Origin of the sequence: Reyranella sp. (genome assembly GCF_052439685.1) — a bacterium.
Taxonomy (GTDB): Bacteria; Pseudomonadota; Alphaproteobacteria; order Reyranellales; family Reyranellaceae; genus Reyranella.
Genome location: NZ_JBQVQG010000032.1, coordinates 28,709 through 51,407 on the forward strand (window position 1 = coordinate 28,709; position 22,699 = coordinate 51,407).

The window sequence follows — 22,699 nt, forward strand, 5'->3', positions numbered from 1 at the left end:
TCTCGCTTCAACTGAACGACGTGGGACCGCCATGCAATTCATGAACGGCAAGGAGAGCCTCGTCGTCGACGCGATCGACGGACTCCTGCGCAGCAGCGGCGGCGCCAACCTGGCGCGTCTCGACGGCTATCCCGACATCAAGGTCGTGCTGCGCACCGATCACAAGCCCGGTCGCGTGGCGATCGTCGCGGGTGGCGGGTCCGGTCATGAACCGGCACATGCATCGTTCGTGGGAAAGGGCCTGCTGACCGCCGCGGTGTGCGGCGACGTCTTCGCCTCGCCGTCGATCGATGCCGTCTTCGCCGCGATCATGGCGGTGACGGGCAGAGGCGGTTGCCTCGTGATCTTCAAGAACTACACCGGCGACCGTCTGAACTTCGGTCTCGCCGTGGAACGTGCCCGCGCGCTCGGCAAGAAGGTCGAGGTCGTGATCGTGAAGGACGACATCGCGCTGCCGGACGTCGCTCAGCCGCGGGGGATCGCCGGCGTCATGTTCGTCGAGAAGGTGGCTGGCCACTACGCCGAGCAGGGAGCGAACCTCAAGACGGTCGCCGCCATGGCACGGAAGGCGGCCGATCAGGTGGTCTCGCTCGGCATTTCGCTGTCGTCCTGCACGCTGCCGGGCGTCGGCCGTGAAGACCGCGTACCGGACGGTAAGGCCGAACTCGGCCTCGGCCTCCATGGCGAGCCCGGCGTCGACCTGGTCAATTACGAAGGCGCGCGCGAGACGGCCCTCGTGCTCCTCGACCGCCTCTTCGCGGCGGCAAAGCCGGCGCGCTCTTATGCACTCCTGGTCAACAACCTCGGCTCCACCACGGCGCTGGAGATGAACCTGCTCACCAACGAGGTGCTGGCGAGCCGACGCTGCGCGAAGATCAAACTGGTGCTGGGCCCGGCCACGCTGGTGTCCTCTCTCGACATGCATGGCGTGTCGCTGAGCCTCCTCCCCCTGACGCCCGATTTCGAGAAGGCGCTGCTATCCCCGGCTAGCCCGCTGGTCTGGCCGAAGGTCCGCGCGCACGTGAAGCCGAAGCTCGTCAAGCTGCCCCGAGAGATGAGGCGAAAATCAGATCGGGCGAGCAGGAACCCGTCGCTCGCCGCGCTGGTGAGTCGGTCCTGCGACATCCTGGTTGCCGCCGAAGGAAAGCTCAACGCACTCGATGCCAAGGTGGGCGATGGAGATACCGGTTCGACCGTCGCCACCGCCGCCCGTCACCTGCAGGCGGCGCTGCCTTTGATGCCTCTCGCCAAGCTCGACCGCTTCTTCGCGGCCACGAGCGAGGCGCTCTCTCGCTCCATGGGCGGATCGTCGGGTGTGTTGCTGGCCATCTTCTTCTCAGCCGCCGGCCAGTCCGCATCGGGTGGTGCGAACTGGCAGAATTCCCTGTCCGCCGGCCTCGCGAAGATGATGGCCTATGGCGGCGCCAAGCCTGGCGACCGCACCATGATCGATGCCATCGCGCCGGCCCTCGCATCCCTGTCGAGCGGCCTCGACGAAACCGCGAAAGCCGCGCGCGCCGGTGCCGACGCCACCGCCCGGATGCAGTCGGCTCGCGCCGGCCGTTCGACCTACGTCTCGTCCTCGCACCTCGAGGGCGTTCCCGATCCAGGGGCGGAAGCCATCGCCCTACTGCTGGAAGGCCTCGCGAAGGGGTGAGGCTGCTGACCGTCGCGTGCCGTTATCCACGGAGTGCAGCGACTTGCGGCGCAACGAACGCGGCGCTTCCAGGACACGGGAGGATCGCCTACTTCTCGGCAATAGGCTCCGGAAACCTGTTCCAACCGTCTGCTAAGGAATGTCATATTAGTCTTCCACCGTTCTCGGCGGACTAGGGAAATAGACGGTTGAAGAAGCGCATGCTCCGGGGAGTGTTCCTGATCAGCATGTTCTTGATCAGCACGCTTCTGATCAGCACGGTATTGATCGCTTATATGGACACCATCTTCCGTCCAGCCATAATCCTGGCGCGTTGCTGGGGGCGACCCTTGATCGAGGATGAAGTCGCAGCCATTGAGAAAGTGCGTCAACACTATCAAAGTGACGAAGCGATCATGCACCTCATAGATGAGAATGCTCCGCTGAAGGTGCATGCGTCTTATCAGAGTGGCTGGAAGAAATTCGTGCCTCTCCATCACGGCAAAGGTCACTGGATGATGGGTCCAGAAGGCGCGTCATCCAACTTTTTGGAGGGTACCTTTCCCGCTACGAGGGTCCGCGGCGTGATCTTCGAAAGTGAACCGCATAAGGCTGACGCTTTTGGGTTTAGCTGCAGCGTCCTAGCGTGCGGTGATGTTTTTGAATGCAAGACACACGACCGAGCGACCTTGCCAGACCGCCAATAGAAACTCCGAGACTTCTCTAACCGAGCCTACGCTTGGCGAACTGCAGGCTGCTGCGTGCGTTGCGAGGCCACCGACGATACCTGCTCCGCCAGGCACACCACCTGACCTCCCGATATCGACGACGTCCTGCCTTGCCTCGTGTCTGCATTATCGAAATAGGTATCAGCCCGGCGCGCTTGAACCGAGCCTGACCCGCTGCTAACAGCGGCCATGACCAGCACGCTGTCTCTTCGCCCCGGTGACCGCCTCCCCGACTTCGTGCTGCCGGGCCTCGACGGCAAACTCCGCAAGTTCGTCTGGTCGTTCAATGGCGACCCGGTCGCCCTCCTCGCAGTGGCGGATCTCGCCGCCCTCGATGCCGCGCAGTTCACCTCCCTTCGAGAGGCCTGTACCGCGGCCTCGACCAAGCTCGTCGTGGTCGCCGCCAATCCCGTCGCGGCGGCCGGACCGATCTGGACGAAGCTCGGCGCAGCGCCTGAAGAGCCGCTGCTTCTCTGCGACGGCAAGGGCCAGTTCCTGCCGGCGTTTCTCGCCCAGGCCGGCGCGGTGTCCTTCGGCCAGGGCATCGGCCTGCGCCAGCGCGTGATCGTGTTAGATCCCAACCTGCGGGTAGCCGGCACCTTTGACACGCGCGCGCTGCTGGCCGCGGCCGAGGCGATCGGCGAGCTGGCCCGGTCGGTGCGTGCCGACGGCGGCGCCGGCTTGCTTCTCAACACGGCGATGGCGCCGGTTTTGGTCCTGCCGCGCGTCTTCGAGCCGGATTTCTGCACCCAGCTCATTCGCCTGTGGGGCAAGGGCGACCACAAGGATTCTGGCGTTTCCAGCCGCTACGGCAATGTCGATATGGCCGCGCTGAAGCGCACCGAGGACTATACGATCGTCGAGCCGATGATGCTCAAGGCGGTATCCGACCGCCTCGCCTACCGCATCGGGCCCGAACTGACGAAGGTCTTCGCCTTCGACCGAGAGTTCACCTTCGACTCGCACGTCGTGCTGTCCTACAGCGCCGAGGGTCAGCACTTCTTCGCCGCGCATCGCGACAATGGCGCGCCGACGACGGCCGATCGCGCCTTCGCCGTATCACTGAACCTCAATGACGATTTCGAGGGCGGTGAGCTGGTCTTTCCGGAATATGCCGCCGTGAGGGTCAGCCCGCCCGCAGGCGCAGCCGCCGTCTTCTCGTGCTCGCTGCTGCACGCAGTCGGCCCGGTGACCCGGGGCCGCCGCTACGCGCTTACGACGTTCTTCCGCCAGAAGCGCTGAACCGGATCAGGCGGTTCCGTCAGGCGACGGGCGCCGGAATCCAGCTCTTCTTCTCGCCGGCATAAGCGGCGCCGGGATTGCCGTGCACCGTTGTGCGCCACATCAGCCGGCCCTCGCGATCGCCGTCGAACCAGGTCGCGGCATGGACGAGGCAGCGATTGTCCCAGATCAGGAGATCGCCTTCCGTCCATTCGTGGGCGTAGCAGAAGCGACGCTCGGTGAAATGCGCCATGATCTCGTCGAGCAGCACCGCGCCCGCGCCGTGCGGCCCCGGCTCCATGCCGACGAACGGCCCTTCGAACCAGTCCATCTGGCCCCATTCGCACAGATAGAGCGAGCGCTCGCCCGTCACCGGATGAATGCGCACCACCGGCTGCGGCTGCGAGCGCTCGTGAAGTGCGAAGGCACGCGGCGTGCGCCCGGCCAAGGCCGCTTCACGCGAGCGGCCGCTGCCCGGCTGGGCATGCAGGCCGACCAGCGTGTCGACCTTCGCCTTCAGCGCCGCCGGCAGGGCCGCGTAGGCCAGGATGCCGTTGGCGAAAAGGGTCTGCCCAGTGTTCCTCTCGGCCGGCGTCACGGCATAGAACAGCGAGATGTCGGGCGGCGGCCGGCGATAGCTCTGGTCGGTGTGCCAGCCCATGCGATGGGGATACTGGGTCGGGATCAGGCCGTCGGTCGCCAGCGGCGGTTCGGGCCGCTTGGGCGGTGCCTTCGAGACCGGCGGCATGTTGGAGACGAGCAGGATCTCGGGCACGGACACATGCACCGACTTCAGGTCGGTGAGCGTGTGGTGATAGTCCTCGACCTCCGGACCGAACACGCGGCTGAGCCGGATGAGCAGGTCGGGATCGCCGGAGATGCCGTTCATGCCCTGGATCAGAATCAGCCCCTTCGCCTCGGCCAATGCCGCTGGGAGGGCCTTCGGATCGCTCTCGGCCGCCGCCACGATCTGCGCTGCATCGCCCTCGAGTCGAAGCGTGGCACCAAAGGACGCGCCGGGAAAAGGCGCCTCGCGTGTGAAGTTCATGCCCATCCTCATGCCAGTGTCATGCCAACCTTCAGGGACGTTGCCCCGCATAGGGATCGTTGACGCCGTCGAGCGGCCAGATCGGCCGCCGCAGCTTGGTGAACTTCAGCCGCGAGATGTCTGGCGAGCAGATGCCGCCGGAATCCACGAGCACGACCTCGCGGGCGATCGGCGCATAGGCTGCCCGGAAATGCTGCACGCTCTTCACCACCACCACGCTCCTGGTGCGCGGATCGATGCCCTGGCTCAGGAAGACCTGCAGGTCGATGGTCTGGATGCGGTTGGAGATGGTGACCACGTCGATGCCGCCGATGCGCAAGACAGCGGTCGGCCCCATAGAGGTCTCGACGCCGGCATTCATCGGCCCGTCGTTCTTGAACGAACCATCGGACAGCATCTTGACGATCGCGCGAGCCTTCACCGGCGCGCCCATCGAGGAGTCGGTATGGCCGCCCAGTTCGACGTCGATCTCCGCGCCGACACCGGCCTTGATCGCCTGCTGCACCGTGCCGGGATCGTAGATCGTGCCGAAGGCCACGTTCTCGACCTTGGCGTCGACCAGCGCCTGCAGCACCGGCGTCGTGTCGTTGTAACCGCCGCCGCCCGGGTTGTCGGTGCCGTCGGCCACGACCAGCGGCCCTTCCTTGCCGGCGCCGGCCTTGGCGGCGGCGATGGCTTCGGCAACGGGGCGGAAGTTCGAGGTGTTCTCGGTCCGGCGCTTCCAGATCTCGTCGAGGATCGCAGCGGCCGCTTCCTTCGCGCGCCCTTCGGCGCCCGGCTCGTGGCTCACCGCAATCGATGGACCGGTATAGGGAATGTCGGCCCAGGTGAAGCCGGCCTGGACGCTGACCACGTTGATGCCCGGCTCCTTCTCGAAAGCGTCCGCCTTCGCCAGCAGGTCGCGCATGAGGCCGGGCTGCGTGGTCTTGCCGGAATCGGCGCCCTGCAGCATCGCCGGCTGGACCAGCAGGCACCTGGGCTTCTTCCGGCCTTCCAGCGTCTCCTGGACCAGCGCCGCGGCCTGCACCGCCCGCTCGTAGCCGTCGATGTGCGGATAGGTGCGGTAGCTCACCAGCGCATTGGCGTGGCGGGCCATCTTCACCGTGGCATTGGCGTGCAGGTCGAGCGTGGCAACGATGGGAATGTCGGCACCAACGATGCCGCGCAGCGCCTCGAGCAGCGCACCCTCGGCATCGTCCTCGGTTTCCGTGACGGCCGCGCCGTGCAGCGACAGGCAGATCGCGTCAAGCTTGCCGGCCTTCTTCGCGGCATTGAGGATCAGGTCGCGGATATGCTCCCACGTCTCCTTCGTGAGCTTGCCCGAGGGCGTCGCGTTGGCCGCCGCCGCCCAGACCGGCTCCCAGCCATACTTCTTCACCGAGTCGATATAGCCGCCGACTTCGTTCCTGGTGCCGGTGAAGCGCGGCACCATCTCCTCGCCCTCGATCAGCCAGCGCTTGCGGTAATCCTCCAGCGTCGTCTTGAGTTTGCTGAAGGTGTTGGTCTCGTGCATGAACTGCGCGATCAGGACGCGGTACGCCATTTCTCTACTCCTACACTCGACGCTTACAGCTTGGCCGTCTTGAGCCACTCGGCCTGGCCCTCTTCGCCCTCGACGCCCGTGGTTTCGAGGAAGCGGCAGACCATCATGTAGTAGCCGATCGTCAGGGTGAGTTCGACGAGCGCGCCCGGGCTCAGAAACGCCTGTACGGCCTTCAAGGTCTTGTCCGACGCGCGGACGTTGCGCACGACGTCATCGGTGAAGCGCAGCACGGCCTTTTCATTGTCGTCGAACGCCGGCGCCTCGATCGTGGCGTCGCGCAGGGCCGCGATCTTATCCTCGGTCACGCCGACATCGCGGCCGATGCGCTCGTGCTGGAAGACTTCGTAGGCGGTGCGGCTCAGGCGGCCCACACGGATGATGGCCAGCTCGCGCAGCACCGGGTTCAATTCGCAGCGATACAGCAGCCCGTTGCCCATGCGCAGGAAGCCCTTCGCTCCCTGCTCGGAGTTGGCCAGCATCCGGTAGATGTTGAGCATGGGGTTGAGCTTGCCGAGCAATTCGGCGTGCTTGCCCGTGGCGTTTTCGACTTCGTAGTACGGAATGCGCGGCATTGGTCCCTCTCTTCAGGCCGCAAACCTGAAGGGAACCCCTTGCGCGGTCAACGCTGCTTCAGATCCAGCCGCGACTGACCAGCGGATTGAGCCAGCGGCCCCACGGCCCCGTCAGCACGATGGGATTTTCGACCACGATCAGGGCGATACAGGGATCGCCCGGATCGGCGATCGGCTCATGCCGATGGTCGCCCGGTCCGACGGCGAAATCGCCGACGCCGTAATTGCCGGTATCGTCCGTATAACCGCCCTGCAGGACGACCGTGTATTCGTAGCCGTCATGCTTGTGCTCGGGCAGGCCCCGCCCCGATTCCAGCCGCAACAGCGAAACACGATGGAAGTCACCCGGCAGGTCGAGCCGGATCTCGTCGAACTTACCCATCACGCGCCGCCAATCCATGCCCGGCCGCAGGTGCGGGACCAATGGCGCCGGCGCCCAGGCAAAGGCCGGATTACGGCGGGCAGCGGCGGCGCGGCGCGGCTCGACGGGCACCTCGTCGAGGCGCGCCAGCACCTCTTCGAGCGCCGAATCGTCCAGGTCCAAGGCGGGCTCACGCTCGATCAGCGCCCCACCGATTGCGTTCAACCGGTCGACCGTGCGCTGCGACTGCGGGTCCAGCGCGACATGCAGGGCCACGGCGAGCGCCGGCCCGTCCGGCAGGGCACCCGCGGCGTAATCCAGCAGAAGTTCATCGGGCGCCGGATGGCGGCTCATGACTCGTCTTTCTCCAGTGCTTCCCGCAGGCGGGCCAACGCCAGACGGATGCGCGACTTCACCGTCCCGAGGGGCAGCTTCAGCTCCCCGGCGATGGCCGTGTGGGTTTTATCCTCGAAGAACGCCTTCTCGATCACCACCAGCTGATCGGCCGACAGCCCCCCGAGCAACTCTTTCACCCGCGTATACGTCTGCCCTGCGAGAACGGATTTGTCGGCACCGTCCTCTTCCGGTGCAAAAACCGTCAGCCAGTCATCCGTGTCGATCGCCGGCCGGTTGTTGCGTCGCAGATGGTCGATCCTCTTGTTGCGGGCGATGGTGTAGAGCCAGGTGGACGCAGAGGCCTTGGTCCGGTCGAAGCTGGCAGCCTTGCGCCAGACCATGATCAGCGCCTCCTGCGCCACTTCCTGTGCCGCCTCCGGATCGGCACCGCTCCGCACGATGAACGCCTTCACACGGGGTGCGAAATATTGGAACAGGCGTGCGAAAGCCGCGCGATCCTGGCGGGTCGCGATGGCTTCGATCAGGTCCGCGGCCTCGTCGGCTGAGAGCATCGGGCGGGAGCTTAGCCCGGCCGGCCCTGTGCGCCCAAATCCCAGAACAGGCCCGTCATGAGCCGGAGCCCGTCGCGGACGACGGGCGCCAGCAGGTGCTCGTCGGGCGCATGCTGCGAGCAGGCGGCGTAGGAATGCGGCACCCAGACGGTCGGCAGGCCGAGGATGTCGGTGAACACCTCGTTGGGCAGCGAGCCGCCCAGGTTGGGCAGCATGTTCGGCTTCTGCCCCGCCGTCTTCTCGATCGAGCCCGAGGCAAATTTCGCCCAGGGATTCTCCGGGTCGAGACGAGTCGCGTTCATGATGACATCTCGCGCCTGTTCGATCTCGATCATGCCGAACCCGTGGCTGTCGAGATGGCGGCGCAGCGCCGGGATGATGTCGTGCGGATCGGTGCCGACCACGAAGCGCAACTGGCAGTAGGCCACGGCGCTGGGCGGGATGGCATTGACCGGCCGGTCGGGGTTGCCGGTCTTGAAGGCCAGGACCTCGAAGCTGTTCCAGCCGAACACGCGCTCGACCGGCGTCAGCGACTTCTCGCCCCAATCCTCATTGATCTCCGGCGCGCCCTCGCCGGCATCGACATGGGCGTCGGCCAGCGCCGCGCGGATCGAGTTGGTCAGCGTCTTGGGCCGCCACTCCGGGACTTTGATCTGCCCGCGCTCGTCGGTGATGGTCGCCAGCGCATGGGCCATGATGATGCCGGGATTGGCCAGCAGGCCGCCCCAGTTGCCCGAGTGATGACCGCCCTCGCGCATCGTGAGCTTGAGGTTGAAGTTCAGCGTGCCGCGCGTGCCGCCGAAGATGGTCGGCCGGCGATGGTCGAGCCGCGGGCCGTCGGAACCAATCAGGGCGTCGGCCTTGAGGGCTTCCTTGTTGGTCTTGCAGAAATCCGCCAGGCCGGGCGAGCCCGTCTCCTCGCCGGTCTCGATCAGGATCGTCGAGTTGAAGCCCAGCGATCCGCGCTCCTGCATGACGCAGGCCAGCGCCGCGATGTTGATCGTGTGCTGGCCCTTGTTGTCGGCCGTGCCGCGGCCATACATCTTGTCGCCCTCGATCACGATTTTCCAGGGCGAGAGGCCGGTGCGCCACTGCTCCTCCTGGCCGCGAATCACGTCGCCATGGCCGTAGGTCAGCACGGTCGGCCTGGCGGGATCCTCGACCCGGCGGGCGATCAGGAACGGGCCGTATTCGCTGCGCGGATTGGGCAGGACCGTGCACTCGTAGCCGAGCTTCTGCAGCGATTCGGTCATCTCGCCGGAGACATATTGCTGGAGCGCGGGCATCGAGCCCTGCTCCTGGCTGGTCGTCGGGATGGCTACCCGGCGCTGCAGTTCCTCGAGGAAGCCGCCATCGTCGAAATATTTCTCTGCGCGGGTGATCGCGCCATCCCGTGTCCCGGTCATGCTTTCCCTTGCCTGTTTTCGCAGCCACGATAGCAAAATACAGGGAGATGAGCATGACTGCTTCGGGCGGCGTCGTTTTCAGCAAGATGGAAGAAGTGGTCTTCGGCCGGCCCGCCGCCGAGGCCGTCGCGGAACTGGTCGAGCGTCAGGGCGCAAAGCGCGTCTTCCTGATGGTGAGCGGGACGCTCAACCGCGAGACCGACGAGATCGAGAAGCTGCGCCGCGCGCTCGGCAACAAGTGCGCCGGCACCTTCGATCGGATGCCGGCCCATTCGCCGCGCGCCGCCGTGGTCGCGGCGGCCGAACAGGCCCGAGAGGCCGGCGCCGATCTGATCGTCACCCTGGGCGGCGGCTCGATCACCGATGCCGCCAAGGCCGTCCAGCTCTGCCTGTCGAACGACGTCCGCACACCCGAAGACATGGACCGGATCCGTGGCCACGCGGACGTGAAGCCGCCGACCGTACGCCAGATCTCGATCCCCACCACCCTCTCGGCCGGCGAGTTCTCCGCGATCGCCGGCGTCACCAACGAGGGCACCAAGGTAAAGGAGATGTTCCGCCATCCCCTCACCATCCCGCAGGCCGTTATCCTCGACCCCGAGGTGACGCGCCACACGCCGATGTGGCTCCTGCTCTCGACCGGCATCCGCGCCGTCGATCACTGCGTCGAAGGCGTCTGCTCCAACGAATCGACCGAGTACAGCAATGCCTCGTCGCTGCATGGTCTCTCCCTGCTTGCCCGTGGCTTGTCCCGGGTGAAGGCCGATCCTTCGGACATGGCTGCCCGTCTCGACTGCCAGACCGGTTCATGGCTCTCCATGACCGGCATCGCCGCCGGCGTGCCGATGGGCGCCAGCCACGGCATCGGCTACGTGCTGGGCGCCGTGTTCGACGTGCCGCACGGCCACACCTCCTGCATCATGCTGCCGTGGGTGATGCGCTGGAACAAGCCGGCCAATGCCGAGCGTCAGGCGCTGATCGCCAACGCGATGGGCCATCCCGGCGAGGACGCGGGCGACGTGCTCGACCGCTTCATCCGCGGCCTCGACATGCCGCGGCACCTGTCCGACGTGAAGATCGGCCGCGAGCAGTTCGACCGCATCGCCCAGCAGGCGATGGGCACGCCCTGGGTGCCGCGCAATCCGCGCCCGATCCCGACGCCCGCCGAGGTGAAGGAGATCCTGGAACTGGCCGCCTAGGCGCATGGCACCTGCAAGTTCGGCACCCGCTCGCCGGGGGTGCGACATTGGCTTCGATTGTTTCGATTATTTCGTTTATTTCGGTTACGTGGCCTGACGATGCCGCCGGGACGCAGGGTCGGAACGAGTATGCGATCGAGGGTCACTCCCACTTGCGGTCGAGGAAGCGCTTCACGTCGTCGGTGAACTGCTGCGGCGCTTGGAGCATGGAAAAGTGGCTCACTTCCGGCTGCAGCAGCAGCCCGGCATTCGGGATCGCTCCCGCCATGAATTCGGTGTTCTCGCGCTTGATCGCCTCGTCGTGGTCGGCGTCGACGATCCAGGTGTGGACCTTGATGCCGCCGAGATCGGCGGCCGTCCAGTTGGGCTGCGTCGCCCACATGGTGCCGATCTCCTCGACGAACTTCTTGTACTCGCGCGGCGTGGCCGAGAGCGCCTCGTACTCCTTCTGGCCGCGGGCGATGAAGTCCATGAACACGGGGCTCTTGTTCACGTCCTTGACGCCGCCGGGATCGGAATTGGCGGCGAAAGCGAAGAGGCGCGACACGCGCTGCGGATGGGACATGGCCATGCTGAGCCCGATGATGGCGCCGTCGCTCCAGCCGACCACGGCGGCCTGCGGCACGCCGAGATGGTCCATCAGTCCCAGCACATCCGAGGCCATCAGCGCGTAGCCGTAAGGCCGGGCATCGCGCGTGCTGCGCCCGTGGCCGCGGCTGTCCATGACGATCACCCGGTGGCTCTTCGCCAGCTCGGGAACCTGGTGGCCCCAATAGTTCGAGTTGGCGAGCCCGCCGTGCAGCAGGATCACCGGCGGCCCGCTCCCGAAGGTCGCGTACCAGATCGAAATGCCGTTGACCGGCGCAAGGCCGCTGCTCACAGCGGGCGGCAGCGTGGGCGTGGGCGGCAGGGTCAGCCATCGCGGCACCGGCTGTGCCGAGGCGGACGCGGCGACGAAGGCCAGGAGAAGGCTCAGGAAAAAGGCGCACATACTCCGAGGATAGCGCCGTCACGCGGACAGACGCCATCCCCCGCAGGAGCAACGGGTCAGATCCGCCCCTTGCGCTTCGCCACCGATTCGGAGAGCAGGCAGAGGATCTCCCACATCATCGTGACGCCCACGAGCGCCGTGTTGCCGCTCATGTCGAAGGGCGGCGAGACCTCGACGACGTCGCCGCCGACCAGGTCGAGGCCACGCAGGCCGCGCAGCATGCGCTGGGCCTCGTGCGGGGTGTAGCCGCCGATCTCGGGCGTGCCGGTGCCCGGCGCGTAAGCCGGGTCGAGGCCGTCGACGTCGAAGCTCACATAGGTCGGGCCGGTGCCGACGACCCGGCGGGCCTCCCCGATCACCTTCTCGACGCCGAGGTCGAAATATTCCTCGATGGTGATGACCCTCATGCCCTGGTCGAGGGCCCACTGGTTGTCGTCGGCCTTGTAGAGCGAGCCGCGAATGCCGATCTGGACCACGCGCCTGGGGTCGAGCAGCCCCTCCTCCACGGCGCGGCGGAACGGCGTGCCGTGCGTGTACTTGAAGCCGCCGAAATAGCTGTCCCAGGTATCGCTGTGGGCGTCGAAATGGACCATGCCGAGCGGCGGCAGCCCTTTGCGGATGCCGCGCATGATCGGCAACGTGATCAGGTGGTCACCGCCCGCCGACAGCGGCACCACGCCGGCGGCATGGAGCCTCGCATAGTGCTTCTCGATGCGGTCGAGCGAATCGTCGAGGCTGGCGGGATTGACCGGCGCGTCGCCGAGATCGCCGCACCGTGCCAGCTCGTAGGGCGCGATGCCGGTCACATGATGAATGCGCCGCATCATGGTGGAGAGGTCGCGCATCTGGCGCGGGCCATGCCGCGCACCGGGACGGTTGGTCGTGCCGCCATCCCACGGCACGCCCACCATGCCGATCTCGACCTCCGCCGGGTCGCGGAACAGCGGCAGGCGCATGAAGGTGGCGACGTCGCCGAAGCGCGGCACCACGGTGCCCGCGACCGGCTGGGGGAAGTCCTGGCTCCTGGTCATTCCCCCAGTGTAAGCCGTTACGACGCTTTCAAAAGGGCCTTTCGCGCCGAAACGAACTCCTCGACCGCCGCCACGAAGCGGTCGCCCTCGGCGTCGCCGATCATGATGTTGAGCGCGACGAAACCGCGACGGGCGATCCAGATTCCGGCCGCCACCATGTCGAAATAGAACAGCTCCTTGGCGTCCTGGTTGCTCGATGCGAGATCGGCCGCACTCTTGATCGGCCGTGTCGTGGCATGCGCCGTCATCATCGAGCCGATGCCCGAGAACTGGAACTCCACGCCGGCCTTCTTGCAGATGGCGTTCAGCCGCTCGCGGATCCTGTCGCCGCGGTCGTTGAGTTCCTTCGCCGCCTCGGGCGTATAGACCTCGCCATAGCCCGCGACGCCCGCGGCCATGGTGAGCACGTTGTTGTTGAACGTGCCGGCGTGCGGCAGCGAATCGGGCTTGGTCGGATCGAACAGCTCCATGATGTCGCGCCGGCCGCCGAAGGCGCCGAACGACATGCCGCCGCCGATATACTTGCCGAGCGTCGTCATGTCCGGGATCACGCCGGTCTTCTCCTGCAGGCCGCCCGGCGACAGGCGCGAGGTCATGACCTCGTCGAAGATCATGGTGATGCCGCGCGCCTTGGTCTCGCTGCGAACCATCTGCAGGAAGTCGAGATTACCCGGCAGGCAGCCGCCGCTGCCCTGCATCGGCTCGAGCAGCACGGCGAACAGCTCCTCGCCGTGCTTGGCGAGCAGCGCACGGGTGCCTTCGACGTCGTTGTACGGCGCCACGATGTATTCGTACGGCATGTTCACAGGCGAGCCGCCGCTCACGAAGTAGAGCACGCCGCCGTGATAGCCGCCGTGGAAGACCATCACCTTGGTGGCCTTGGTGCGGCCCTTGCGCTGGGCAAAGACGCGCGCGCCCGCGAGGGCCATCACGTTGCCCTCGGTGCCGGAGTTGGTGAAGCGCACCAGATCGATCGACGGCATGCGGTCGACCACGAGCTTGGCGAGCTTGCTTTCGCTCTCGTTGCGGCCAGCGAAGTTCCAGCCATGGTCGAGCGCCCTGTCGATCGCCTTGCGGATCACCGGATGGGAGTGGCCGTAGATGCCGGCGGTGTATTCGCCCAGCACGTCGATATATTCGTGGCCGTCCGCATCCCACAGTTTGCAGCCCGCGCCGCGCACCACCGTGAGCGGGAACGGCGAATTGTGAAGCGTCGTGCGGGTGTTGCCGCCCGGCATGGCGACGCAGGCATCCTGGTGGCGGCTGAAGCTCCTCGGATTGCGGTCGATATAGGCCTGCTTGGCCTCCGTCAGGGCGGACTGCAAATCGGAATTCACCAGCGCTTGATCGGGCACGTCACTCTCCTCGGATGAGGCTGCGAGTATCACACGACGTTGAGTTCGCGGATAGGCCGGCCCGATTCAAGGCGGTCATAACCAAAAGTATTGAGATCGAGCGTTCGGTAATCCCCGTGCACGATCAGTTCGGCGACGGCGCGCCCCACCGCGGGAGACTGTTGGATGCCGTGGCCGGAAAAGCCCGTGGCGAAGATCAGGTTCTCGACCCTCGGATGGCGCCCGACGATGCCGTTCTGGTCGAACGTGTTGTACTCGTAATAGCCCGCCCAGGAGTTCACGACCTTGGCCGCCTCGAAGGCGGGCACGCGAGCCGCAAGGGCCGGCCAGACGATGTCGTCCCACTCCTGGTGCTGGACCTCGAGCGGCGCGCCGGGCGCATCGTTGCCCTCGGCCGGCGTCGTGCCGGCGATGTAGAACCGCCCTTCTGGCCTGAACCAAGTGCCCGAGGGATCGATCGTAAGCGGCGTCAGACCCGGCGCCTCGCGGACGTCGAACACGAACACGGAGCGCCGGCGCGGCTCCACCGGCAGCGCGATGCCGGACCGCGCCGCCACCTCGCCGGACCAGGGCCCCGCCGCCAGCACGACGGTGCGCGCCTCCAGCCGGCCGGCGTCCTTCAGATCGACGCCGCCGGCATCGAACGAGACGACCTCATCAGCAATGTACGTCGCCCCAAGATCGCGCGCGGTCCGCCGGAACCCCTGCATCAGCGACGGCCCGTCGAACCAGCCTTCATTGGCCGTGCCGTGCGACGCGAGCGCCAGCCCCTCCTCCGAGATCCAGGGAAAGCGGGCCTTCAAGCCCGCCGGATCGAGCAGTTCGACCGCGCAGCCCTCGCTCTTCTGAACGGCATGGTTCGCCCGCAATACCCCCTCCCCGGCCGGGCTCGCGAGGAACAGGTAGCCGGGCTCCCGCAGACCGAGATCGACGCCCAGCAATTCGTGCGCCCGACGCAGGAAACCGATCCCGTAACGCGACAGATGGATGTTGAGCGGCGTCGAGAACTGCTGCCGGATCGAGCTCGCCGACAGCGCCGACGAAGCGCGCGTATAGGCCGGATCGCGCTCGACCACGGTCACCGTCCCCGCAAAAGAAGGATCGGATTTCAGATGATAGGCGACGGATGATCCCATCGCCCCGCCCCCGATCACCACGACATCTGACTTCATCGCCCGCCTGGCCTATGCTCGCACCCGTGACAGCGCTTTATACCGCCATCCTCTACTTCGGCAGCTTCCTCGTGATCGGCTGGGTCGGCAAACGCGTCCTCACTCGCTGGATGGCCCGCCATGGGGCGACCTTGTCAGAGATCAACGAGCAAGCCGGCCAGAACGCCGGCACGGGACGCCGCTTCCTCCTCGGCTTCTGGCGCAACGAGAGCTGACGTTAGTCGCCCGGCACCCGCACCCAGCCCTCCATCAAGCGGCGGGCGGAGCGGCTCATCATGACTTTGCTGACGGTCCACTGACCGCCCTCCTCGCGGGCTTCGGCGCCGACGTTCAGTGTACCCGAGGGATGGCCGAAGCGGACGCGGCCGTCGGCTCCCGCCGGAGCCACGCGGCTCACGATCGTGCCGGGGATCGCGGCGGCGGCGGCGATGGCGACCGCGCCGGTGCCGGTCATCGCGTGATGCAACACGCCCATCGAGAAGATGCGGGCCAGCAGGTCGATATCGCCGGCCTCGATGTGCTTGCCGTCGGACGCGGTGTAGGCGGCGGGCCTGGCCACGAACGCGAGCTTGGGCGTGTGCGGCCGCTTCTGCGTCGCCTCCTGCGACGTGGCGACGAGCCCCATCGCGACGGCACCGAGCGCGCGAACGGCTTCCACTCGCTTCAGCAATTCCTTGTCGCCGTTGATATCGCCCTGCAGCTCCGTGCCCTCGAGCCCGAGGCTTGCGGCATCGACGAAGATTGTCGGGTTGCCGGCATTGATCAGCGTCGCCTCGAGCTTGCCGACGCCCGGCACGTCCAGCAGGTCGATGCGATTGCCGGTCGGGAACATAGCGCCACCACCTGCGCCGTCACCGCCCTCCTCGTCGGCGGCGGGATCGAGGAACTCGACCCTCACCTCGGCGGCCGGAAATGCCACGCCGTCCAATTCGAAGTCGCCCAGTTCCTGAACCTCACCGCCCTGCATGGGCACGTGGTTCACGATCATCTTCCCGATATTGGCCTGCCAGATCCGCACGGTCGCGATGCCATCCGGGGGCCCCTCGACCAGGCCCATGCCCAGCGCGCACGGACCGACCGCGGCACTGAGGTTGCCGCAATTGCCCGACCAGTCGATGACCGGCGCATCGATCGCGACCTGGCCGAAGCGATAGTCGATGTCGCAGCCCTCGCGCTCCGATTTCGACAGGATCACCACCTTGCTGGTGCTGGAGGTCGCACCGCCCATGCCATCGGTATGCTTGCCATAGCGGTCCGGACTGCCGATCACACGCAGCAGCAGCCGGTCGCGCGCCGCGGGATCGGACGGCAGGTCGTGCGCCAGGAAGAACACGCCCTTGCTGGTGCCGCCGCGCATGTAGACGGCCGGAATTCGAAGTTGCTTCATGGCGCGATGTTCGCGCGAAATCAGCGTCGCCGCCACACCTGCAGACGGGCGAACAGGAAGCGGTCGGCGATCAGGTGGGCCGCCTTCACCGCGGCGGACGTGAGCACGATCACGACGCAGAGCGCCGCCGCGGCAGCGGTCGTCCCCGCCTCCTCGATGTTCACCGCGGCCACCGAGGCGAGCTTGGTGTCGGGGGCGTAGAGGAAGATCACCGACGAGACGGTCGTCATGGCGTTGACGAACAGGTAGATGGCGATGTCGAGGATCGCCGGCAGGCAGATCGGCGCCGTCACCCGTGCGAACGTCTTCCAGATCGGCACCTTCAATGAGGCGGACACCGCCTCGAACTCCGGATCGATCTGTTTCAGCGCCGTCGTCGCCGTGAGATGGCCCACCGTGTAGAAGTGCGCCACCGTGTTCAGCACCAGGATGCCCATGGTGGCGTAGAGGAAGTTGAGCGGATTGTTGGGGGCATTGAAGAAGAAGATGTAGCCGAGGCCCAGCACGAGGCCGGGCACCGCCATCGGCAGGAACGCCAGAAACTGCACGATCCCGCGCATCGCGCCGAAGCCGCGTGTCTTCTCGTTCAGCCAGGCGCCGGTGAACATCAGCACCGTTCCGAACACCGCCGCCCCCAGCGCCATGCGCACCGAGTTCCAATAGGAGTCCCAGCCATTGGCGTCGAAGTTGGCGAAGTCGTAATTGTCCAACGTAAGGCTGAGATTGTAGGGCCAGTACTTGATCAGGGAGCCCCAGATCGCCATGCCGAGTATGGCGAGGATGGCCGCCGACACCAACAGGCAGAACAGGGTGAAGAAGAGGTCGCGCGCGAACTTCGGCCGCGGCACAAGCGGCACCGCGCGCGCGGTCAGTAGCGCCACCTGCTTGCGCTGCACCAGCCGGTCGACGAGGAACGCGAGCGCCGCCGGCGCCAGCAGCACCATGCCGACCACGGCGCCCATGGAGAAATCCTGCTGGCCGATGACCTTCTTGTAGACGTCGGTCGCCAGCACGTTGAAGTTTCCGCCGATCACCTTGGCGATGCCGAAATCGGTCATCACCAGAGTGAACACGACCAGCGCGGCGCTGATCAGGCCGTACTTCGCGCCGGGCAGGGTCACGGTGAAGAAGATCCGGCGCTTGGAAGCGCCCAGCACGTCCGCCGCCTCGTAGAGGCGCGCGTCGGCGGTCGCGAGCGCGGTCGTCAGAATCAGCGTGGCATGGGGAAAACAGTAGAAGACCTGCGCGATCACGATGCCGTCGATGCCGTAGATCGAGCCGCCGCCCAGCAACGCCTTGAAGAAGCCCTGCGTGCCGAACAGGTAGATCAGCGCGATGCCCGGCAGCAGCGACGGCGCGAAGATCGGGATCAGAGAGATACCCTGGAAGAGCCAGCGCATCGGCAGCACCGTACGCGTCAACGCATAGGCGTAGAGAAAGGCCAGCGGCACGACGATCACGGTGGTGATCGACGCGACCTCCAGACTGTTCAGCGCCGACTGGAAGAGAGCCGGTGTGGAGAAATAAGAGACGTAGTTGGCGAGCCCGATGAACTTGCCGTCGCGATCCTCGAAACCCTTGGCGAGCAGCGACCAGAGCGGCAGCCCCACCATGACCAGCAGGACACCCGCCAGCAGGACGACGCCGGCGCGCATCGTCAGGTCGTCGCGCGACAGGCCGACCTTCAGTCCGGGAACCACGAGACTCACGCGGGGATCGCCATCAGGCGAAGACCCTGAGCCGGTCGGGCGGCAGGGCGATGTCGAGCTTCGTGCCGATGTCGACGCCTAGGTCGCGGATCAGGTTGCTGGAGAAATCGGCCATCACCGCAATGTCGGAGGCCGCCCGCGCCTTCAGGGTCGCGCGGCAGAAGGCGCCGACGAAATCCAGCTCCGCCACCTCGACCGGCACGCGGTTGGCGATGTCGGCCTGAAGGTCGCGCACACGCACGTCCTCAGGCCGAATGCAGAGGCTCACCTTCTGGCCGGGTGCCAGCCCATCCTGGACGGGACAGGCGAAATCGACGCCGGCAACCCGCACCCTGTCAGGCGCCATCAGCGTGCCTGCCAGAAAATTCATCGAGCCCACGAAGTCGGCCACGAAGGCGGTGGAGGGCCGGCGGTAGATTTCCTGGGGCGTGCCGACCTGCTCGATGGCGCCGTGATTCATGACCACGATGCGGTCGGCCATGGTCAGCGCCTCCTCCTGGTCGTGCGTCACCATGATCGTCGTGACGCCGAGCGTCCGCTGCAGCGCCTTGATCTCGTGACGCAAGCGCAGGCGGACTCGCGCGTCGAGGGCCGACAGAGGCTCGTCGAGCAGCAGCAGGCCGGGCGAGGTCGCGAGGGCCCGCGCCAGGGCGACGCGCTGCTGCTGGCCGCCCGAAAGCTGGGCCGGGTATTTCAGGCCGGCATCGGGCAGGCCGACCAATGACAGCAGTTCGGCGACCCGCTTGGTAATCGCCCCCCTGTTCTGGCGCCGGTTCACCAGCCCGTAGCCGACATTGTCGGCCACGCTGAGGTTGGGAAACAGCGCATAGGACTGGAAGACGATGCCGAAGTCGCGTTGAGCCGGCGGCAGCGCCGAGACGTCCCGCCCCTTCTGGCGGATGGTGCCCGAGGTCTGCGGATCGAGCCCGGCAATGGCCCGCAGGAGCGTCGTCTTTCCGCAGCCCGACGGGCCGAGGAAGCAGACGAACTCGCCCTCGACGACGTCGAGCGAGACGTCGCCGAGAGCCGAGAAGTCACCGAACCGCTTGGAGAGGTTGCGGACCTCGAGGTAGTTCGCCATGGCAGCCACTGTCATCCTGAGCGAAGCGAAGGATCCTTACGACTCATAGAAGATCCCTCGCAACGCTCGGGATGACACGCTCTACGTGTCACTTGGCCTTCGGGGCGGACTTGCCGTCGTAGCGCTTCGTCCACTCCGCCAGGATGCGGTCGCGGTTCTTGGCCATCCACTCGACGTCGTTCTTCACCATCACCTTCTCGAGGTTCGGCGGATAGTTCGGCGGCGTGACGGCGACGCCCGGATAGGCGACGATGGGATAGGTCTTGGCGTAGAGCTCGTTGGCCTTCTTGGTGGCGGCCCAGTCGGCGAGCTTCTTGGCAGCGTCGAGGTTCTTGGTGCCCTTGACGATCGCGGTGACCTCGAGCTCCCAGCCCAGTCCTTCCTTCGGGATCACGAGCTCGATCGGCGCGCCCTTGGTCTTCTCCGAGGCGCCGCGCGTGTCCAGACCGATGCCGATCAGGCGCTCGCCCTTCGCCGCCTGGACGCAGGGCGCCGAGCCCGAGTGGATGTACTGCGCGATGTTCTGGTGGAGCGCATCCATGTACTTCCAGCCGGCTTCCTCGCCCATGATCTGCAGCCAGGCCGCAACGGTGAGATAGCCCGTGCCCGACGAGGCCGGGTTCGGCATCACGATCGAGTCCTTGTATTCGGGCTTGATCAGGTCGGCCCAGCTGGTGGGAACCGGCTTGTTGGCTTTCTTGCCCTCGGCCGTATTGAAGCAGACCAGCGAAAGATAGGCGTCCATGCCGACCCAGGTCTGGGGCGACTTGCCGCTCAGGAACATCGGGTTGAGGGCCGTGGCACCGGCCGGCGTATAAGGCTCCAGCATGCCCATCGAGGCCATCAGGCCGACGTTCGAGGCGGCGAGGCCCCAGATGATGTCGGCGCGGGGATTGTCCTTCTCGGCCATCAGCTTGGCGGCGACGACACCCGTGGAATCGCGCACCCAGGCGATTTCAATGGTGGGATTGTCGGCCTCGAAGGCCTTCTTGAACGGGCCGAGCTGGTCGTTCTCCAGCGCGGTGTAGACGGTGAGCTTCGTTTTTTGCGCGAAGGCCGGCGACGCGAGGCCGACCATGGCGAGTGCGGCGGCGCCCGCCAGCGCGGCGCGCCTGAAGATGGTGCGATCGATCATTTCGTTAATCCCCCTGGTCTTCCAACCCCTGTCGAACGCCTGCAGCTACAGGCGGTTCATGACCATTATGTTACACTTCCCACAACCGCGTGCACGCGGCCTTCTCACCCTTCCCCAGACAATTTGTTGCCGACATCCACCAGCCAGCGCCGCACGACCTGCTCCTCGTCGCGGTCCAGGAGCGCCAGCAGCCGTCCCTCCACTGCCATCACCCGTGCCCGGCACCGCTTCAACAGAGCCTCGCCCCGTGGCGTCGCATGGAGCTGCAGGATGCGGCCGTGCACGGCGTCGGCCGTCTTCCCGACCAGTTCCGCCCTGACCAGATTGCGGACGATCACGTTGATCGTCTGCGGCGTCAGGAAGGTAAGCCTAGCAAGCTCCGCGCCAGAGATGCCGGGATAGTTCACGACCATGGTCAGCACCGCGAACTGTGGCGGCGTGACGTCGAGATCGGCCAACGCCTTCTCCATCGCTCCCCGCAGCGCCGCATGAGCCTGCCGCATCAGATAGCCGAGATGCCCCTCCGCACCGCGCTTGCCCTCGCCCGGAGCGGGGATCGCGGAGCCGGCCTTAGTCTTACGCTTCATGTCGGTGAGAACACCTTCTTGAGCTCACTGGTCGGCATCGTATCGCGCATCCAGTGGAAACTGCCGGCCTTCATCTCCTTCGCCCCCTTCATGAAGGCCGCCAGGGCAAGACGGGAGAGGGCGCCGCCGACGCTGATGCGCTTCACGCCGGTCGCCGCGATCTGCTCGGCCGTCAGGTCGGGATCGCCGGCGCTCATCACCACGTTCAGCGGCTTCGTCACCTCGGAGGCCACGATGCGCATCGTCGCAAGATCGTGGAGGCCCGGCGCATAGAGAACGTCGGCGCCGGCCTTCTCGAAGGCCTGAAGGCGCCGGATCGTGTCGTCGAGATCCTTCACGCCGCGGATCAGGTTCTCTGCCCGGGCGGTAAAGGTGAACGGCACGTCCAGCGAACGCGCCGTCTCGGCGCCCGCCGCGACGCGCTCCACGGCGTGGTTGAAGTCGTAGATTCGCTCGCCGCTCCAATCCTCGATCGAACCGCCGACGATGCCGACCGCAGCCGCATCCCGCAGAATGGTCGCGGCCTCCTTCGGATCGTCGGCATAGCCGTTCTCGAGATCGGCATTCACTGGCAGGTCGGTGGCGCCCGCGATCACGCGGCAGTTCTCCAGCAGCTCGCCGCGGCTCACGGAATTGTCGCCGTCGACGCGTCCCAGCGCATTCGACATGCCGAGGCTGGTCGTGGCCAGCGCCTCGAAGCCCAGCGACTGCAGCAGTTTCGCCGTGCCCGCGTCCCATGGATTCGGCAGGAGCAGCAGGCTAGGCCGCTCGTGCAGCTCGCGAAACACCCGTCCCTTTTCCGCCTGCGTCCGCATCTCGTCTCCTCCGCTTTCTGCTAGGGAACACCGATGGACATGACCGCGCAACGGGAACTCGCCCGCCTCCTCGCCGCCCTGCGCCGCGAACAGCGCAGCCAGAGCGGCCTCGCCCCGCATCTCGTGCCGCCCGACAAGGCGACGGCATACAAGATCGCCGGCATGGTCGCCGAGGATTTGGGCTGGCCGGTGCTGGGCTGGAAGATCGCGGCGATGAAAGAGGAGATGCAGCAGGCGCTGCGGACGGATTCACCGATTTACGGTCGCGTCTATTTCGTGGTCGAAACGCCGCACACCGCCGTTCACGCCAGGCTCGCCAGCCCGATCCCCGAGGTCGAGTACCAGGCGAAGCTCGGCCGCGACCTGCCGCCCAGAGATAAGCCATACACGCTGGAGGAAGTGACCGATGCGGTCGCCTCCCTCCATGCCGGACTGGAACTGGCGGAATGCCGCTTCATCCACGACGCGTTATTTCCGCCGCTGCCGGCGATCCTGGCCGACGGCGCCGGCTCCGGCACGATCATCCACGGTCCCGCAATCGAAGACTGGCGAAACCGCGACATCGCGGGGCAGGAGGCGACCCTCTCCTCAGATGGTCGCCTGCGCCGCAAGGGAACGGCTGGGGCCGCGCTGGACCATCCCATGGTCCCCCTCACCTGGCTCGCCAACGAACTGTCGCGCACCGGCGTCGGCATGAAGGAAGGCCAGATGGTGAGCACCGGTACGCTGACCGGCATGCTGGCGCCCAAGCCCGGCGAAACCTATGTGGCCGATTTCGGCCCGTTCGGCTCGGTCGAGGTTTCCATCAGTTGAG

The 22,699-nt window shown here is 66.3% G+C and carries 22 protein-coding genes; 6 read left to right on the forward strand and 16 right to left on the reverse strand.

Features of this window, described 5'->3' with window-relative positions; translation table 11 throughout:
- Positions 1 to 31: 31 nt before the first annotated feature.
- The 3 genes from ACT6UX_RS26245 to ACT6UX_RS26255 all read left to right on the forward strand — a co-directional run bounded on the left by ACT6UX_RS26245 (position 32) and on the right by ACT6UX_RS26255 (position 3,606).
- Positions 32 to 1,657 carry a dihydroxyacetone kinase subunit DhaK gene (locus ACT6UX_RS26245; RefSeq protein ID WP_444778104.1) on the forward strand — a complete coding sequence of 542 codons (1,626 nt, stop codon included), beginning with the start codon at positions 32 to 34 and terminating at the stop codon, positions 1,655 to 1,657.
- 188 nt (positions 1,658 to 1,845) lie between these two features.
- Positions 1,846 to 2,343 carry a hypothetical protein gene (locus ACT6UX_RS26250; RefSeq protein WP_444778105.1) on the forward strand — a complete coding sequence of 166 codons (498 nt, stop codon included), beginning with the start codon at positions 1,846 to 1,848 and terminating at the stop codon, positions 2,341 to 2,343.
- 210 nt (positions 2,344 to 2,553) lie between these two features.
- Positions 2,554 to 3,606 (forward strand): prolyl hydroxylase family protein, encoded by a 1,053-nt coding sequence (locus ACT6UX_RS26255; RefSeq protein WP_444778106.1) that lies wholly within the window; start codon positions 2,554 to 2,556, stop codon positions 3,604 to 3,606.
- Positions 3,607 to 3,625: 19 nt separating this feature from the next.
- Here the strand turns inward: ACT6UX_RS26255 and ACT6UX_RS26260 are convergent, their stop codons facing one another.
- The 6 genes from ACT6UX_RS26260 to ACT6UX_RS26285 are packed head-to-tail and all read right to left on the reverse strand — an operon-like array spanning position 3,626 to position 9,423.
- Entirely contained in the window at positions 3,626 to 4,633 is a 1,008-nt protein-coding gene (locus tag ACT6UX_RS26260) for a TauD/TfdA dioxygenase family protein (protein WP_444778107.1), read from the reverse strand.
- A gap of 31 nt (positions 4,634 to 4,664) precedes the next feature.
- Positions 4,665 to 6,176 carry a M81 family metallopeptidase gene (locus ACT6UX_RS26265; RefSeq protein WP_444778108.1) on the reverse strand — a complete coding sequence of 504 codons (1,512 nt, stop codon included), beginning with the start codon at positions 6,174 to 6,176 and terminating at the stop codon, positions 4,665 to 4,667.
- A gap of 23 nt (positions 6,177 to 6,199) precedes the next feature.
- The gene (locus tag ACT6UX_RS26270; protein WP_444778109.1) at positions 6,200 to 6,748 is read right to left on the reverse strand and encodes a carboxymuconolactone decarboxylase family protein; all 549 of its coding nucleotides are present in this window, start codon (positions 6,746 to 6,748) and stop codon (positions 6,200 to 6,202) included.
- Between the two features lie 58 nt (positions 6,749 to 6,806).
- Positions 6,807 to 7,463 (reverse strand): ChrR family anti-sigma-E factor, encoded by a 657-nt coding sequence (locus tag ACT6UX_RS26275; RefSeq protein WP_444778110.1) that lies wholly within the window; start codon positions 7,461 to 7,463, stop codon positions 6,807 to 6,809.
- A complete protein-coding gene (locus tag ACT6UX_RS26280) occupies positions 7,460 to 8,017 on the reverse strand; it encodes a sigma-70 family RNA polymerase sigma factor (RefSeq protein WP_444778111.1) in 558 nt (185 codons plus the stop codon). The genes ACT6UX_RS26275 and ACT6UX_RS26280 overlap by 4 nt, the downstream gene beginning before the upstream one ends.
- A gap of 11 nt (positions 8,018 to 8,028) precedes the next feature.
- Entirely contained in the window at positions 8,029 to 9,423 is a 1,395-nt protein-coding gene (locus ACT6UX_RS26285) for a M20 family metallopeptidase (RefSeq protein WP_444778112.1), read from the reverse strand.
- Positions 9,424 to 9,476: 53 nt separating this feature from the next.
- Between ACT6UX_RS26285 and ACT6UX_RS26290 the strand changes: the two genes are divergently transcribed.
- The gene (locus ACT6UX_RS26290; protein ID WP_444778113.1) at positions 9,477 to 10,622 is read left to right on the forward strand and encodes an iron-containing alcohol dehydrogenase; all 1,146 of its coding nucleotides are present in this window, start codon (positions 9,477 to 9,479) and stop codon (positions 10,620 to 10,622) included.
- A gap of 142 nt (positions 10,623 to 10,764) precedes the next feature.
- On the opposite strand, the gene ACT6UX_RS26295 is transcribed toward ACT6UX_RS26290, so the two are convergent.
- From ACT6UX_RS26295 to ACT6UX_RS26310, 4 genes are read right to left on the reverse strand one after another with little or no spacing between them, the layout of a single operon-like run.
- Complete coding sequence (locus ACT6UX_RS26295; protein ID WP_444778114.1) at positions 10,765 to 11,613, reverse strand: alpha/beta fold hydrolase; 849 nt, start codon at positions 11,611 to 11,613, stop codon at positions 10,765 to 10,767.
- Positions 11,614 to 11,669: 56 nt separating this feature from the next.
- Positions 11,670 to 12,644, reverse strand: coding sequence for an agmatinase (gene speB / locus ACT6UX_RS26300; RefSeq protein ID WP_444778115.1), 975 nt, complete (start codon positions 12,642 to 12,644; stop codon positions 11,670 to 11,672).
- A gap of 17 nt (positions 12,645 to 12,661) precedes the next feature.
- A complete protein-coding gene (locus ACT6UX_RS26305) occupies positions 12,662 to 13,999 on the reverse strand; it encodes an aspartate aminotransferase family protein (RefSeq protein WP_444778116.1) in 1,338 nt (445 codons plus the stop codon).
- Positions 14,000 to 14,028: 29 nt separating this feature from the next.
- Positions 14,029 to 15,171: an NAD(P)/FAD-dependent oxidoreductase gene (locus ACT6UX_RS26310; protein ID WP_444778117.1), complete on the reverse strand. Its 1,143-nt coding sequence runs from the start codon at positions 15,169 to 15,171 to the stop codon at positions 14,029 to 14,031.
- Positions 15,172 to 15,197: 26 nt separating this feature from the next.
- On the opposite strand from ACT6UX_RS26310, the gene ACT6UX_RS26315 reads away from it, so the two are divergent.
- The gene (locus ACT6UX_RS26315; protein WP_444778118.1) at positions 15,198 to 15,386 is read left to right on the forward strand and encodes a hypothetical protein; all 189 of its coding nucleotides are present in this window, start codon (positions 15,198 to 15,200) and stop codon (positions 15,384 to 15,386) included.
- Positions 15,387 to 15,388: 2 nt separating this feature from the next.
- On the opposite strand, the gene prpF is transcribed toward ACT6UX_RS26315, so the two are convergent.
- From prpF to ACT6UX_RS26345, 6 genes are all read right to left on the reverse strand, one after another.
- Positions 15,389 to 16,558, reverse strand: a complete 1,170-nt coding sequence (prpF, locus tag ACT6UX_RS26320) for a 2-methylaconitate cis-trans isomerase PrpF (protein WP_444778119.1) — start codon at positions 16,556 to 16,558, stop codon at positions 15,389 to 15,391.
- 20 nt (positions 16,559 to 16,578) lie between these two features.
- Entirely contained in the window at positions 16,579 to 18,213 is a 1,635-nt protein-coding gene (locus tag ACT6UX_RS26325; RefSeq protein ID WP_444778131.1) for a putative 2-aminoethylphosphonate ABC transporter permease subunit, read from the reverse strand.
- A 67-nt stretch (positions 18,214 to 18,280) separates the two neighbouring features.
- Positions 18,281 to 19,348, reverse strand: a complete 1,068-nt coding sequence (locus tag ACT6UX_RS26330) for a putative 2-aminoethylphosphonate ABC transporter ATP-binding protein (RefSeq protein ID WP_444778120.1) — start codon at positions 19,346 to 19,348, stop codon at positions 18,281 to 18,283.
- 88 nt (positions 19,349 to 19,436) lie between these two features.
- Complete coding sequence (locus ACT6UX_RS26335; protein WP_444778121.1) at positions 19,437 to 20,483, reverse strand: putative 2-aminoethylphosphonate ABC transporter substrate-binding protein; 1,047 nt, start codon at positions 20,481 to 20,483, stop codon at positions 19,437 to 19,439.
- 104 nt (positions 20,484 to 20,587) lie between these two features.
- Positions 20,588 to 21,070 carry a MarR family winged helix-turn-helix transcriptional regulator gene (locus ACT6UX_RS26340; protein WP_444778122.1) on the reverse strand — a complete coding sequence of 161 codons (483 nt, stop codon included), beginning with the start codon at positions 21,068 to 21,070 and terminating at the stop codon, positions 20,588 to 20,590.
- Positions 21,067 to 21,885 (reverse strand): isocitrate lyase/PEP mutase family protein, encoded by an 819-nt coding sequence (locus ACT6UX_RS26345; protein ID WP_444778123.1) that lies wholly within the window; start codon positions 21,883 to 21,885, stop codon positions 21,067 to 21,069. Before ACT6UX_RS26345 ends, ACT6UX_RS26340 begins: the two co-directional genes overlap by 4 nt.
- A gap of 39 nt (positions 21,886 to 21,924) precedes the next feature.
- On the opposite strand from ACT6UX_RS26345, the gene ACT6UX_RS26350 reads away from it, so the two are divergent.
- The gene (locus ACT6UX_RS26350) at positions 21,925 to 22,698 is read left to right on the forward strand and encodes a 2-keto-4-pentenoate hydratase (RefSeq protein WP_444778124.1); all 774 of its coding nucleotides are present in this window, start codon (positions 21,925 to 21,927) and stop codon (positions 22,696 to 22,698) included.
- The last annotated feature ends 1 nt before the right edge of the window (position 22,699 follow it).